This is a genomic window from Agreia pratensis, from assembly GCF_900177685.1.
Lineage (GTDB): Bacteria > Actinomycetota > Actinomycetes > Actinomycetales > Microbacteriaceae > Agreia > Agreia pratensis.
The window spans coordinates 317,001-330,357 of record NZ_FXAY01000002.1 but is presented as its reverse complement, the minus strand read 5'-3'; the positions used below and the strand labels follow the sequence as shown (position 1 = coordinate 330,357).

Annotated in this window: 11 protein-coding genes; 4 read left to right on the top strand and 7 right to left on the bottom strand. The window is 66.9% G+C overall.

From position 1 onward, the window contains the following. Positions 1 to 73 precede the first annotated feature (73 nt). Entirely contained in the window at positions 74 to 1,543 is a 1,470-nt protein-coding gene (locus tag B9Y86_RS06985; protein ID WP_085484385.1) for a GntR family transcriptional regulator, read from the bottom strand. Positions 1,544 to 1,590: 47 nt separating this feature from the next. After that, positions 1,591 to 2,715 (bottom strand): class I SAM-dependent methyltransferase, encoded by a 1,125-nt coding sequence (locus tag B9Y86_RS06980; RefSeq protein WP_085484383.1) that lies wholly within the window; start codon positions 2,713 to 2,715, stop codon positions 1,591 to 1,593. A 76-nt stretch (positions 2,716 to 2,791) separates the two neighbouring features. Here B9Y86_RS06980 and B9Y86_RS06975 point away from each other — a divergent pair, with 76 nt between their 5' ends. The 3 genes from B9Y86_RS06975 (at position 2,792) to glpX (ending at position 5,996) form a co-directional block, all read left to right on the top strand. Continuing rightward, positions 2,792 to 3,625: a class I SAM-dependent methyltransferase gene (locus B9Y86_RS06975; protein ID WP_085484381.1), complete on the top strand. Its 834-nt coding sequence runs from the start codon at positions 2,792 to 2,794 to the stop codon at positions 3,623 to 3,625. Between the two features lie 115 nt (positions 3,626 to 3,740). After that, the gene (locus B9Y86_RS06970) at positions 3,741 to 5,087 is read left to right on the top strand and encodes a glycosyltransferase family 87 protein (RefSeq protein WP_139824786.1); all 1,347 of its coding nucleotides are present in this window, start codon (positions 3,741 to 3,743) and stop codon (positions 5,085 to 5,087) included. Positions 5,088 to 5,117: 30 nt separating this feature from the next. Beyond that, positions 5,118 to 5,996 carry a class II fructose-bisphosphatase gene (glpX, locus tag B9Y86_RS06965; RefSeq protein WP_085484377.1) on the top strand — a complete coding sequence of 293 codons (879 nt, stop codon included), beginning with the start codon at positions 5,118 to 5,120 and terminating at the stop codon, positions 5,994 to 5,996. A gap of 16 nt (positions 5,997 to 6,012) precedes the next feature. On the opposite strand, the gene B9Y86_RS06960 is transcribed toward glpX, so the two are convergent. The 5 genes from B9Y86_RS06960 to B9Y86_RS06940 all read right to left on the bottom strand — a co-directional run bounded on the left by B9Y86_RS06960 (position 6,013) and on the right by B9Y86_RS06940 (position 11,478). Then, on the bottom strand, positions 6,013 to 6,435 hold the full coding sequence (locus tag B9Y86_RS06960; RefSeq protein WP_085484375.1) for a heat shock protein transcriptional repressor HspR: 423 nt from the start codon (positions 6,433 to 6,435) through the stop codon (positions 6,013 to 6,015). Between the two features lie 48 nt (positions 6,436 to 6,483). Beyond that, positions 6,484 to 7,473, bottom strand: coding sequence for a DnaJ C-terminal domain-containing protein (locus tag B9Y86_RS06955; protein WP_085484374.1), 990 nt, complete (start codon positions 7,471 to 7,473; stop codon positions 6,484 to 6,486). A 90-nt stretch (positions 7,474 to 7,563) separates the two neighbouring features. After that, positions 7,564 to 8,220 carry a nucleotide exchange factor GrpE gene (locus B9Y86_RS06950; protein ID WP_244894671.1) on the bottom strand — a complete coding sequence of 219 codons (657 nt, stop codon included), beginning with the start codon at positions 8,218 to 8,220 and terminating at the stop codon, positions 7,564 to 7,566. A 2-nt stretch (positions 8,221 to 8,222) separates the two neighbouring features. Continuing rightward, the gene (dnaK, locus tag B9Y86_RS06945) at positions 8,223 to 10,094 is read right to left on the bottom strand and encodes a molecular chaperone DnaK (RefSeq protein WP_085484372.1); all 1,872 of its coding nucleotides are present in this window, start codon (positions 10,092 to 10,094) and stop codon (positions 8,223 to 8,225) included. Positions 10,095 to 10,266: 172 nt separating this feature from the next. Continuing rightward, on the bottom strand, positions 10,267 to 11,478 hold the full coding sequence (locus tag B9Y86_RS06940; protein ID WP_085484370.1) for an ROK family protein: 1,212 nt from the start codon (positions 11,476 to 11,478) through the stop codon (positions 10,267 to 10,269). Between the two features lie 100 nt (positions 11,479 to 11,578). On the opposite strand from B9Y86_RS06940, the gene B9Y86_RS06935 reads away from it, so the two are divergent. Beyond that, complete coding sequence (locus B9Y86_RS06935; RefSeq protein WP_244894670.1) at positions 11,579 to 13,048, top strand: MFS transporter; 1,470 nt, start codon at positions 11,579 to 11,581, stop codon at positions 13,046 to 13,048. Positions 13,049 to 13,357: the final 309 nt, after the last annotated feature.

Genomic DNA, 13,357 nt, shown 5'->3' with positions numbered 1-13,357 from the left:
GGGAAATGGCCGCTTCGACACGAGGTGAAGCGGCCATTCTCCGCACTTCACCGACCGTTCGCAGCACGACACATCAGTGGCGCACGAGAGCGAGGGGCAGCGTTCCGCAGGGCAGCCGCTCACCGCCCTCGGCAAGCAGTGTTCCCGCCGCGATCGTGGGATCGGTCGACAGCACAACCCTCGACTGCGCGTTCACGAGAGTGACGCGCTCGCCGAGCCGGCCGAACGCGGCCAGGAAGCGGGCCTCGAGAGCCGACACCGTGACATCCACGCCCGCGACGCCCGGCTGCGCGCCCGACGTGTCGAACACGGGCATGGTGAGGGTCAGAATGAACTCGTCGGTGCAGAGGTAGTCGACGTACGGGCCCGTGATGTGGCTCGCCTCGCCCGACGCCACGCCCCGCCACCATTCGAGTCGGGTGTAGTCGCGAAAGAACTCAGATTCCGGGTCTTCGACGACAGCCAGCTGCCGAGGCGGCAGCCGCTGCACAAGAGGATCGCCGGCCTGACGCACCCACCACGCGAGGTGCCAGGCCGCGTCGGCGACGAATCCCGGGGTGGCCACGAAGCCGGCGCCGATCACGAGCTGGGCGCCGTCTGCCAGCTCTGCCTCGGCGAGGGCGCGCACGCTGCCGTCGAGGGCGGCCTTGGTGATCGGATGCGCGAGGCTCGCGAGGGTGGTGGCGAAAGCGTCGCGGGCCCGCCCCAGCGTGGTGAAGACGGTGTCGAAGGTCTCGACGACGAGGGATGCGCAGTCGGCGAGAACGACAGGAGCGAGCTGTGCGTCGTCGTCTGCGCCTGCCCGCGATCGATCTGCGAACGAGATGGCGCTGGCTGTCAGCGTCGACAGCTGCCCATCGACGATGGCCCGTGCTGTTGCGGCGTCGCGCACGCCGAGGGCTTCGATGAGTGAGAGCTGCGCGCGCCGAACAGTATCGCGCAGATCCTGATCGCGCATGCCGAACCAGAGCAGGGGGCCGTACTCCGCCTGCAGACGCAGCTCCTCGGCGACGAGCCGCGGCGACTGTGCGGCGGCCGCGACCTCGACGCGGAACAGCGCCTCCCCTCGGCGGGCCGAGACCTCGTCGCCGAAGTCGATCGACTGTGTGATCGAGCGCAGGTTCTCGAGGTCGCTCGACGTGGCGCGCGTCGCGGCCGCGGCCGCGACGGTGCCGCTGACCGCTGCGAGCTGAAGCGCGAGGTCGTGCAGTTGCGCCCGCGAGAACCCCGAGAGACGGGCCGCGAGGAGCTCCCGCTGCCCCTCCTCACTCGACGTGATGAAGCTGCCCCCGTCGCGTCCGCGGGTGGTGCGCACGAGTCCCTGATTGCGCAGTGCGTCGAGCGCCTCGCGCACCGTCGAGACCGCTACGCCGAACTGCCTGGCCAACTCGGTCTCTCTGGGCAGACGCTCGCCATGCCCGACCAGCCCGAGCACGATGGCCTCGCGCATCCGCTGTTCGACCTGCTCGCTGCGCCCCGGGCCGGCGAGCGGCGCGAAGACGGCGGAGCGAGCCTCCGCGGTGAGGCCGAGCGAACGCGACATCTGACCTCCCGGGGCTGCGGATTCGACGCTATCACCCGACGGGCGCGTCAGCGCTTGGTGCTGCGCGTCACCGTGAACTTCGTGTTCTGGCCGACAACGTCGGTCGGCCCGACGATCTTGCGCAGCGTCGTGGCGTGCGAGAGCGAGCTGTTGAACACCGTCCAGAGTTCGCCGCCCGAACGGAGCACACGCGACGCATCGCGGAACAGCCCGAGGGCCGCGTCGGCGTGCACGGCCGCGCCCACGTGGAACGGCGGATTGCAGAGGATCAGCCCGGCCGAGGCATCCGGCTGCGAGCGCAGCGCGTCGTCTCGCACCACGTCGACCCGGCCCTCGAGCCCGTTCAGTCGCATCGTCTCACGGGCCGATGCGACGGCCGACGACGACTGGTCGCTCGCGATCACCCTCGCCTCAGGGCGGGCCCGGGCGATCTCGGCGGCGAGAACGCCCGTGCCGCATCCGAGGTCGATGGCCACATCGGGATGCACCTGCATCTGCGGAATGAACGACAGCAGAAAGCGCGTGCCGATGTCGAGCTTCGTGCCGGCGAACGCGGTGCCCTGCGCTGCCACCCACAGCTGCAGATCGTCGTGGAACTCGCTTCGCATCGTGTCTTCGTGCGCGCCCTCGATGGGTCGCGAGGCGACGAGCACCCGCGACTTCTGCCGCGCCAGGCTCACCCGCAGCTCGGAGAAATGCTTGGCGAGCACCTCGTTCATGCTGATCGAGAGGTGCTTGATGCGCCCGCCGGCGAACACCACGACCGACGGATGCGCGTGGCGCGCGATGAGCGCCGCCGCCTGATCGAGCGCGGCGAGAGTGCGCGGAAGCTGCATGAGCACAACGGTCGCCCCTTCGACGAGCGAGGCGTCGAAGGCCATCGACTCGAAGGTGCCCGCGAGCTGCGTGCGGTCGGCGTTGCGAGCCAGCGCCCGCTCGCCCGTGAGCGCATCTTGCTGAACCCGGATGCGCGTCGCGCCGTGCAGCCCGGCCGCTCCGAGCGTCAGCGCCCCGTATCGGTCGCCGATCACGACGACCTCTCCGGGAGCCGCGGACGAGAGAGCATCGGCCGCCTCGTCGAGGATCAGCCGGTCGCTCGCGTCGACAGCGAACAGATTGGGAGCCTCGACGTCGGGAAAGCGGCGGAGGTCGTCGAACGAGAATTCGGGCATCCCCCCATCCTGACAGGGATGGGAACCGGATGTTATTCTGGTCGGCTCGCCAGACGGCGGCAGAAAGAAGCCGACGATGACCGACTATCTGAATGCGAACCGCGAGAACTGGAACGACCGTGCGTCTGCGCACGCCGTGCGCACCGGGGTGGGGTACCAGGTGCAGCGCTACATCGACGACCGGCAGCTCATCTCCGACGTCGTCAGATTCGACCGCGAGCGCCTCGGCCCTATCGAGGGGCTGCGAACCGCGCATCTGCAGTGCCACATCGGAACCGACACGCTCTCTCTCGCCCGACTCGGCGCCCACGTCACAGGACTCGACTTCTCGCCGGTCGCCCTCGACGAGGCGCGGGCCCTGGTCGCGGAGACGGGCGATGTCGTCGACTTCGTCGAGTCCGACGTCTACTCGGCGGTCGAGGCGCTCGGCGAAGGCGGCTTCGACCTCGTCTACACCGGCATCGGCGCGCTCTGCTGGCTCCCCAGCGTGGAACGATGGGCGGCTGTGGTCGCGAGCCTGCTCACACCCGGAGGACGTCTCTTCATCCGCGAGGGGCATCCGATTCTCTGGACCATGGACGAGAGACTCGACGACGACCTGCACCTGCGCTTTCCGTACTTCGAGCAGGCAGACCCCCTCGAGTGGAACGACGAGGCGAGCTATGTCGAGACGGACAAGCCGATCACGGCCACGAAGACCTACGAGTGGAACCACGGAATCGGCGAGATCGTGACGGCCCTGCTGGCCGCCGGCCTCACACTCACGATGCTCGTCGAGCACGACAGTGTGCCCTGGCGAGCTCTTCCTGGGCAGATGCTGATGCGCCCAGACGGTGAGTTCGCACTCGACCAGCGGGCGGGCGTCGCGCCGCTCAGCTACACGATTCAGGCGGTCAAGGCGGCGTCGTGAGCCGCCGAGAACGCGCCCGCCGGACGCCCCCGCAAGGTGTCCGGCGCGCGACGGTCAGGTAACCACAAGGTGAATCCCTGCTCGTTCGCAGGCGTTCGACACTACGGTCGCTAGAGTGGCGACAACTGAAATGACTGCACCGGGCATCGCCCGACCGACTCTGTACGACCGATTCGTCAGGCCGGCCATCCCCGAGTCCGAGGTCTTCGAGAAGCCGCGCACCCTGGTGTGGGGCTTCATCGGTCTGCACATCGTCTACTTCCTCGGCCTGCTGCCGAACATCATCGCCGGAACCGTCGAGGGCGATCTGCCGCTCTACCGCCGCTGGGCCGTCGCCGCAGAGACCTTCGGGCAGTGGCCGGGAATCCAGTTCGAGTGGGTCTACCCGATCGGCGCGATCCTGCCGATCTCCATCTCGAACGTCGCCGGCCCGCAGTTCTACCAGCTGCTCTGGTTCGTGCTGATCGCTGCGCTCAACGCCGCGTCCATCGTCGTGCTCTCAGACCGCGGTCGCTCGCGCCGCGGCATCCTCGCCTCGTGGTGGTGGCTCGGCATCCTCACACTCCTGAGCCCCGTGGCGCTGCTTCGCCTCGAGGGCATCACCGCTCCCCTGGTGATCATCGCCCTCGTTCTGATCGCGCGCCGGCCGATCATCGCATCCGCTCTTCTGGCACTCGCCACCTGGATCAAGGTGTGGCCCGCCGCCATCTTCCTCGCGATTCTCGGCGCATTCCCGCGTCGCCGCATCGCGATCGCCACGGGCGCCGCCTTCTCCATCGGCGTCGCAGCGATCGTGTGGGCGCTGGGCGGACTGCAGTACCTTCTCGGCTTCGCGCAGATGCAGACCTCACGGGGTCTGCAGCTGGAGGCTCCTGTGACCACGCCGTGGCTCTGGCTCGCGATCTTCGACCGGCCCGGCAGCCACATCATCAACAACACCGCGATCGCCACGCGTGAGGTCGTCGGTCCCTACGATCACCTCGCCGTCGCGCTGATGACGCCCGCCTTGGCGCTCGCCGTCGTCGGCGTGCTGGCTCTGGTCGTCTGGGCGAAGCACCGCGGCGCCGAGACCCAGAAGCTGCTGCTCGTCGCGTCGCTGGCGCTGGCCACCACGCTGGTCGTCTTCAACAAGGTGGGGTCGCCGCAGTACATGCTGTGGCTCGCCCCGATCATCGCCGTGGGCATCACACAGGGCTGGCGTGCGTGGCGCACCCCCGCTCTTCTGATGGTCGCGATCTCGGTGCTCACCACCTTCGTGTTCCCGATTCTGTACATGCCCCTCATCGCCGGAGACCCGGGAGTGGCCCTGCTGCTCACGGGGCGCAACGCGCTGGTCGTGGTTCTTCTCGGATGGGCGGTGCGTGAGTTGATCTACCTCGGCGCCCGTGCAGCCGGTGCCGAGCCGCGCTTCGAACGCCGCGCTCGCCTGCGCGAAGAGCGCAGCGCCGGGATCGCCGTCTAGGGCACGCAGCGAGCGGTAGCCTTTTCACCCATGGCCCCGCAACCGCCTCCCCTCGCTCCCACCACCGTCGTCGGGGCAGAGAACTACCCGGCCGATCTCGTGGCCGCCGTTGTTCGCGCAACCGAGGCAGCGGCATCCGCCTGCCTGCCCCTCGTGGGCTCGGGCGACAAGAACGCCGCCGATGAGCTCGCCGTCGCGGCGATGCGGGATGCCCTCGGTCTGGCCCCCTTCGACGGCACGGTGGTCATCGGCGAGGGCGAGAAAGACGAGGCTCCGATGCTCGCCAATGGCGAGCGGCTCGGAACGGGCATCGGGCCGGAGTGCGACGTCGCAGTCGATCCCCTCGACGGAACGCGGTTGGCGGCAGAGAATCTGCCCGGCGCGGTCGCGGTGATCGCACTGGCGCCTCGCGGGAGCATGTTCGATCCGCGCGACGTGTTCTATATGCAGAAGCTCATTGCGGGCTCGGCGGGTATCGGCGTGCTCGATCTGCGCGCGACGCCCGTGCAGAACGCCACGCGGCTGGCCGACGCGCTGGGCAAGCCGCTCAACGAGCTGGTCGTCGGCGTTCTCGACAAGCCCCGACACGCATCCCTCGCCGCTGAGCTGCGAGACGCGGGCATGCGCGTGCACCTGGTCGGAGAGGGCGATGTGTCGATCGCCATCGCCGCAGCCACACCAGGGTCGGGCATCGACGCCGTGATGGGAACGGGTGGCACGCCAGAGGGGATCATCGCGGCCTGCGCCGTGCGCTCACTCGGAGGTTTTATGCAGGGCTGCATGGCGCCGCAGTCGGAGTCGGAGCGGGCTACGGCCGTCTCAGCGGGCCACGATCTGAACCGCGTATTCGCGCTCGGGGAGCTGGTCTCGAGCGACCGCGTCCTCTTCGTGTCGACCCCGGTCACCTGATCAGCGCAACGACCTGTCAGTCGAGTTCTGCCCGCGTCGGGCGCCAGATCACGATCTCAGTGCGGCGTGCTGTGCGTGTTCCGTGCTTCAGAGACACCACGTCGCCCTGCACATCCGCCGCGAAGACGCGACGGTTGGGGCGATTGAGCAACTCGTCGGCCAGGGCGCTCTCGAGTTCGCGCACGCGACCGGTGAGCGCAGAGACCTGGTTCTCGAGCGTCAGGATGCGGGCGATGCCCTCGAGGCTGACCCCTTCGGCCGACAGCCGCGCTATTTCGCGTAGCTGAACGACGTTGCGCATCGAATAGCGCCTCGATTTGCCCGCCGTACGTGTCGGGCTGACGAGCCCGAGGCGGTCGTACTGGCGCAGAGTCTGCGGATGCATGCCGGCCAGTTCGGCGGCCATGGCGATAGCGAACACCGGAGAGTTCTCGTCCATGGCCTGCCTTCCTGTCTGGCTACTGTGGGATGAAGAAGTGAATCGGGGTTACTCGTGCGCCTTAGAGAGCAGTTCGAGGCGCGGGTTCTCCTGCGGCTCGACCGCGTGGAACGCTTCGAGGGCTTCGCGTGCCTCGGCGCTCAGGTGCGCCGGAACGGCGACCTGAACGACGGCGAGCAGGTCGCCCGTGCCCTTCGACGTCTCGACTCCGCGCCCCTTCACCCGCAGTACTCGCCCTGAGGGAGTGCCGGGGGCCACTTTGAGCTTCACGGGGTCGCCGCCGAGGGTCGGAACCTCGATCGTCGCGCCGAGAGTCGCCTCGACGAAGGTCACCGGAACGTTCACGCGCAGGTTCAACCCGTCGCGCTCGAATACAGGGTGTTTGCGCACGGTCACTGTCAAGACGATATCGCCTGCTTCGCCTCCGTCAGGACTCGTTTCGCCCTTGCCGCGCAATTTGATCTTCTGGCCGTCAGATACGCCGGCCGGAATCTTGACCGTGATAGGACGTCCGTCGGCCGTCTGCAGCTTGATCGTGTCGCCCTTGGTGGCGGTGAGGAAGTCGATGGTCGCGCGAGCCGTGACATCACGCCCACGAGTCGGTCCGCCGAAACCACGGAAGCCTCCCGACGAGCCGCCGAACAGTCCGCCGAGCAGATCGTCGTACTGGCTGCCGGCCCCGGGCTGCGTGTAGGTGTACTGCTGGCCTCCGCGCCCGCCTCCGCCGCCTCCGCCGAACATGCCGCCGAAGACGTCTTCGAAACCGCCGCCCTGCTGGCCCGGAGCCTGGAATCGTGCTCCGGAGCCCATGGCTCGGATCTGGTCGTACTCTTTGCGCTGCTCAGGATCGGAGAGAACCGAGTTGGCCTCGGAGATCTCTTTGAACTTCGCCTCGGCTTTGGGATCGCCCGGGTTGGAGTCGGGGTGATACTGGCGTGCGAGCTTGCGATAGGTCTTTTTGAGCTCGGCCTCGGAGATGTCCTTCGAGACACCGAGCACCTTGTAGAAGTCTTTGTCGAACCAATCCTGGCTGGCCATTCTTGTCCTTGTTTTGTTCAGCCCTTCGACAGGCTCAGGGAGCGGGATCCGCTCCCTGAGCTTGTCGAAGGGGCTCTACCAGGGGATTGCTTACGCGCTGACGGGTGCCGAGACGACGACCTTGGCCGCACGCAGAAGCGTGGAACCGAGGTAGTAGCCGGTCTCGACCACATCGGCGACCGTCTCGACCTCGACCTCGGCCGACGGCTGCTGGAAGATCGCCTCGTGCAGCTGCGGGTCGAAGGCATCGCCTGCGGCGCCGAAGGGCTTGAGGCCCATGCGCTCGGTGCCGCCGCGCAGCTTCTGCGCGATGGATGCGAACGGCCCGTCTCCGAGATCGCCGTGCTTCTCAGCGCGGTCGAGATCGTCGAGCACCGGCAACAGAACCTTCACGACCTCGCCGACCGTGCGCTCCCGCTCGATCTCACGGTTCGCCTCGGTGCGCTTGCGGTAGTTGGCGTACTCGGCCGTGACGCGCTGCAGATCGGCGAGCCGCTCAGCAGCCAGCACCTCGTCTGAAGCCGTCGAGCTCGACGCGGTCGACGCGTCTTCGAGAAAGCTCAGGTCGGCGTCGCTCAGCGAAGTCTCGACGTCGGGGCCTTCGGCCTCGACGAAGTTCATGTCTTCGGTGGCGCCTTCGACGGGCTGCCCCTCGGCAGGCTCGGGGAACGATTCGTTCCCTGAGCCTGTCGACGGGGTGTCGACCGATTCGTCAGGCCCGTTCTCGGGGTTTGACTTGTCAGTCACGATTACTTGTCCTTCTTGGGCTCGTCGTCTTCAACGACCTCGGCATCGACCACGTCTTCGTCAGACGCGGAGTCCTGAGGAGCGTCGGTCGGTGCATCGCCTTCGGCGGCTGCATCGGCCTGGCTCGAGGCGTAGATGGCCTCGCCCAGCTTGCCCTGGCTCTCGTTGAGCTTGTCGAACGCGACCTTCACGGCCTCGTCGTTGTCTTCGCCGGCAAGCGCCGTCTTGAGCTCGTCGACATCGGCCTGAACACTCGTCTTGACGTCTTCGGGCAGCTTGTCTTCGTTCTCTTTGATGAGCTTGTCGATCGAGTAGGCGAGCTGCTCGGCGTTGTTGCGCACCTCAGCGGCCTCACGACGCTTCTTGTCTTCGGCGGCGTGTTCCTCACCCTCGCGAACCATGCGGGCGATGTCTTCCTTCGACAGGCTGGAGCCGCCCGTGATCGTCATCGACTGCTCCTTGCCGGTGCCCTTGTCTTTGGCAGACACGTGCACGATGCCGTTGGCGTCGATGTCGAAGGTGACCTCAACCTGCGGGATGCCGCGCGGAGCCGGTGCGATGCCGGTCAGCTCGAACGTTCCGAGGTTCTTGTTGTCGCGGGTGAACTGGCGCTCGCCCTGGAAGACCTGGATCGCCACGGACGGCTGGTTGTCGTCTGCCGTGGTGAAGGTCTCACTGCGCTTGGTCGGGATGGCCGTGTTGCGCTCGATGAGCGTGGTCATCATGCCGCCCTTGGTCTCGATACCGAGGCTCAGCGGGGTGACGTCGATGAGCAGAACGTCTTTGCGCTCGCCCTTCAGCACACCGGCCTGCAGGGCAGCGCCGACAGCGACGACCTCATCGGGGTTGACGCCCTTGTTGGGCTCCTTGCCACCCGTGAGCTTCTTGACCAGCTCGACGACGGCGGGCATACGAGTCGATCCACCGACGAGCACCACGTGGGCGATGTCGTTGACCGAGACGCCTGCCTCGCGGATGACGTCTTCGAACGGCTTCTTGGTGCGGTCGAGCAGATCGCTGGTGAGCTCCTCGAACTTGGCACGGCTGAGCGTCTCGTCGAGGTTGGCGGGGCCGTTCTCGGTGAGCGACAGGTACGGCAGCTGGATGCTGGTCGAGGTCGACGACGACAGTTCTTTCTTCGCCTGCTCTGCAGCCTCCTTGAGGCGCTGCTTGGCGATCTTGTCGCCGGAGACGTCGACGCCCGTGGCGTCCTTGAAGCGCTTGATCAGGTAGTCGACGACGCGCTGGTCCCAGTCGTCTCCACCGAGACGGTTGTCGCCGGAGGTCGAGCGAACCTGGATCGTGGAGAAGTCGTCGTCCTTACCGACTTCGAGCAGCGAGACGTCGAACGTTCCGCCACCGAGGTCGAAGACCAGGATGAGCTCGTCTTCTTTACCCTTGTCGAGACCGTAGGCCAGGGCAGCGGCGGTGGGCTCGTTGATGATGCGCAGCACGTTGAGGCCCGCGATCTCGCCAGCCTCCTTGGTGGCCTGGCGCTCGGCGTCGTTGAAGTACGCCGGAACGGTGATGACCGCGTCGGTGACCGTGTCGCCGAGGTAGCTCTCTGCGTCGCGCTTGAGCTTGGCGAGAATACGCGCCGACAGCTCCTGCGGGGTGTAGGGCTTTCCGTCGATGTCGACGGTCCAGTTGGTGCCGATGTGACGCTTCACCGAGGAGATGGTGCGGTCGACGTTGGTCACGGCCTGGCGCTTCGCGGTCTCACCGACGAGCACCTCGCCGTCTTTGGTGAAAGCGACCACCGAGGGGGTCGTGCGGAAGCCTTCCGCGTTGGCGATGACGGTGGGTTCTCCACCTTCGAGGACCGCGACCACCGAGTTGGTGGTACCGAGGTCGATTCCTACTGCACGAGCCATGTGAGTGATTTCTCCTTGTTTGCTGGCGGGACCGAAAAGATAAGTTCGCACAAGGGTTGAGCCTTGTTGACTCAAGCTTGCCAGCGACCAAAATCAATGTCAAGCGCTCACAGCTAAAGTTGAGCTTGGTCGACTCAAGTTTTATCGTGCGTCGGTACGGCGCCGTGCGCAATCAGTTCCGGATGTGCAAGGGCTGAGCAAGGCGGGCGTCTCTGGCCGCGAAGACGGCGCCGTCGACGATTCGAGACGGGTGCGACCCGAGTGCGATCACGTCGACCGCCGCGTCGACCGGCGGGTCTACGAGCGATGCAAGGACACCCAGATATCCGTCGAGCATCACGACCTCGGCACCGAGCACCGCGACGGCGGATTCGATGGCCTGCGCGAGCGACCTCATGGCCGACGCGAGAACTGATGCCGCCCCGTCGTGCCCATCGGCCAACGCCGACACGAATGAGGCGAGCGCATCTCTGGGAAAGCGATCGACGAGGGCGACCGCGGCGTCGCGATCATGCACCGAGGCATCCGTGAGGAGCGTCGACAGCGCCACGACGCGGTCGAGGCGCTCGACGCCTCTGCCCTCGGCCAAGACACGGATACCGGCGAAGTCCGCTTCGCCCGGCGATCCGGAGACCAGCGATTCACCTCCGAGGAGGACGGCGCCGATGACGGTTCGCTCTCCCCCGAAGTACAGCGTCGTGCGGCGCCCGATGCGCTCATGCAACTCGCCTCGAGCGAGTCCGAGAGCAGCCACGGCGCTGTCGCGGGCGAGTTCGACCACGGCTCCGCCGCATCCGCCGGCGAGGAGCTGCTCTCGCACGGCCGCCAGAAGATCGATGTCGCTCCAGCCGAGTGATTCCGACCGCGCCACCGAATCGCCGCACGGGGAGATGATTCCGGGCACCGCGACGGTGATCGCCGTCAGGGTGCGCTGCGGGTCTATCGACTCGATGATCCAGTCGATCGCGGCCCGCAGCATCCGAATCGCCGGCGCCGCGTCACCGCCTCGCAGATCTGCTCTGTCGGCGTAGCTGCCGAGGTGATCGCCGCCGACCGTGGCGGTCTTCGCCTGCACACCATCGACATCCACCCGCAGCCCCGCGACGACCCACGCGTCGCCTGAGAGCGAGACGGAGTGCGTAGGGCGGCCGAGGCGTGATTGTGTCGGGGCGAGGCCCTCGTGCACGAGATCGAGTGCTTTCAACTCGCCGATCATGCCGGTGAGGGTCGACAGCCCCAGCGTCGACGACTCGGCGATCTGCGCACGCGACGAAGGCCCGTTGTCTCGCAGGTAACGCAGCACGAGAGAGAGATTGTGCTCGCGCAGATCCGCCGTATCTCCGCCGCGCGCTCGGCTGAAGAGGCCCCCCCGGTGCCGGTTCATGCCCACAACCTTAGACCCCACGATATGGGCGCCGTCACGATTCACCGGGCGTGCACGCGTTGTCTCCTGCCTCGACGCCTTGCGCGACTACTGTGTGAGCATGAATCAGAATTCCGGCCGTGCAGCCGGTGACTCGGCCGGCGACACGACCGACCCTCTCGACCCTTCGGCACCGCCCAGGATGCCCACCGTCGCCAACACCGGCGCCGCGCTCGCGATCGGTCTCGACCTGCAGGTCACTCCCGTTCCCGCCCGGCAGGTGCGGTCGTGGGCGCTGTGGGATTGGGCTACTCAGCCGTACAACTCGGTGATTCTCACGTTCATCTTCACGGCTCTCTACCTGACCACCGATGTGTTCCTCCCTGCCGATGTCGCGTCGCTGCCCGACGATGCTCCAGCCAAGGTCGCGGGCCTCGCCGACCTCGCCAGCGGGTTCGGCTTCGCCATCTTCGTTGCCGGGCTGGTCATCCTCGTTCTCGCACCCGTACTCGGCCAACGCGCCGACCGCGCCGGAAGTCGCAAGGCGGGACTGCTTCTCTATACGATCCTGCTCATTGCGAGCATGGGCGCGCTCTTCTTCGTGCAGGGGCAGCCGAGCTACTTCGTGCTCGGAGCATCTCTGGTCGCGATCGGCAGTGTCTTCAGCGAACTCGCCGGAGTGAACTACAACGCGATGCTCGTACAGGTATCGACCAAGAAGACGATCGGCCGCGTCAGCGGGCTCGGATGGGGGCTCGGCTACATCGGCGGCATCGTCGCGCTCGTGCTCGTCGTCGTGGCCTACAGCGCCGACTGGTTCGGACTGCCGCAAGACGACGGGCTGCCGTTCCGCATCGTCGCGGTCGGCTGTGCCATCTGGACGATCATCTTCGCGATCCCCATCTTCGTCTTCGTGCCAGAGCTGCCGGCGGCACGTTCGGTCGGCCCGAAGGTCGGCTTCTTCGCGAGCTACGTCGTTCTCGTGAAAGACATCGCACAGCTCTACCGCGAGAGCCGTCACACGTTCTGGTTTCTTGTGGCCAGCGCCGTCTATAGCGATGGCCTCGCCGGTGTCTTCGCCTTCGGAGCGATCATCGCGTCTGGCACCTTCGGCTTCAAGTTCCTCGAGGTGGTCGCATTCGGAATCGCTGCCAACCTGGTGGCGGGAGTCAGCACGATCATCTCCGGGCGTTTCGACGACCGCTTCGGGCCGCGCGCCGTCATTCTCTTCTCACTCATCGGCCTGGTCGTGGCCGGCACGGGCGTCTTCGCCCTGCACGACGCCGGCAAGATCGTGTTCTGGATCGGCGGCTTGGCACTCTGTCTCTTCGTCGGACCGGCCCAGACAGCGTCGCGCTCGCTGCTCGCCCGGGTGTCACCGGCAGGCCGCGAGGGCGAGATCTTCGGCCTCTACGCCACGACCGGCCGCGCGGCGAGCTTCATCTCTCCCGGCCTCTGGGCGCTGTTCATCGCCATCGCAGGAGCGCAGTACTGGGGCATCCTGGGCATCGTGCTCGTCGTCGCGGTGGGCCTCGTGCTGATGCTCTTCGTGAAGCTGCCCGATCTGCGCGCCACGGCGTCCGCGGAGTAGCCGCCCCAGACATCCGCGCCCGTTCGGCACCCACTTGAGCGACATGCTCACGGTGAGATGTCGCAAATGGCGACATGGTGGCCGCTCGCGCCCGCCATTCACGTCACCTCACGCGGCGAGCTCGCGGCGCTCCCCTGTGGAGAACCGAGGACGCACCGAGACGCTTTCGACGAAGCTAGGCGGATGCCGAACGCCTCACCCCTGCCCGATGATCTTCGCGGTGGCCCCTTCTCGGTCAGCGACGCGCAGAGTCGAGGCGTGACTCGGAGCAGGCTCCGCGCATCCGACCTCTACGCCCCCTTTCACGGC

Coding starts and splice junctions, on each gene's coding strand:
- dnaK (WP_085484372.1), bottom strand. CDS start 10,094: ATGGCTCGTGCAGTAGGAATCGACCTCGGTACCACCAACTCGGTGGTC.
- B9Y86_RS06985 (WP_085484385.1), bottom strand. CDS start 1,543: ATGTCGCGTTCGCTCGGCCTCACCGCGGAGGCTCGCTCCGCCGTCTTC.
- B9Y86_RS06975 (WP_085484381.1), top strand. CDS start 2,792: ATGACCGACTATCTGAATGCGAACCGCGAGAACTGGAACGACCGTGCG.
- glpX (WP_085484377.1), top strand. CDS start 5,118: ATGGCCCCGCAACCGCCTCCCCTCGCTCCCACCACCGTCGTCGGGGCA.
- B9Y86_RS06955 (WP_085484374.1), bottom strand. CDS start 7,473: ATGGCCAGCCAGGATTGGTTCGACAAAGACTTCTACAAGGTGCTCGGT.
- B9Y86_RS06980 (WP_085484383.1), bottom strand. CDS start 2,715: ATGCCCGAATTCTCGTTCGACGACCTCCGCCGCTTTCCCGACGTCGAG.
- B9Y86_RS06935 (WP_244894670.1), top strand. CDS start 11,579: ATGAATCAGAATTCCGGCCGTGCAGCCGGTGACTCGGCCGGCGACACG.
- B9Y86_RS06940 (WP_085484370.1), bottom strand. CDS start 11,478: ATGAACCGGCACCGGGGGGGCCTCTTCAGCCGAGCGCGCGGCGGAGAT.
- B9Y86_RS06960 (WP_085484375.1), bottom strand. CDS start 6,435: ATGGACGAGAACTCTCCGGTGTTCGCTATCGCCATGGCCGCCGAACTG.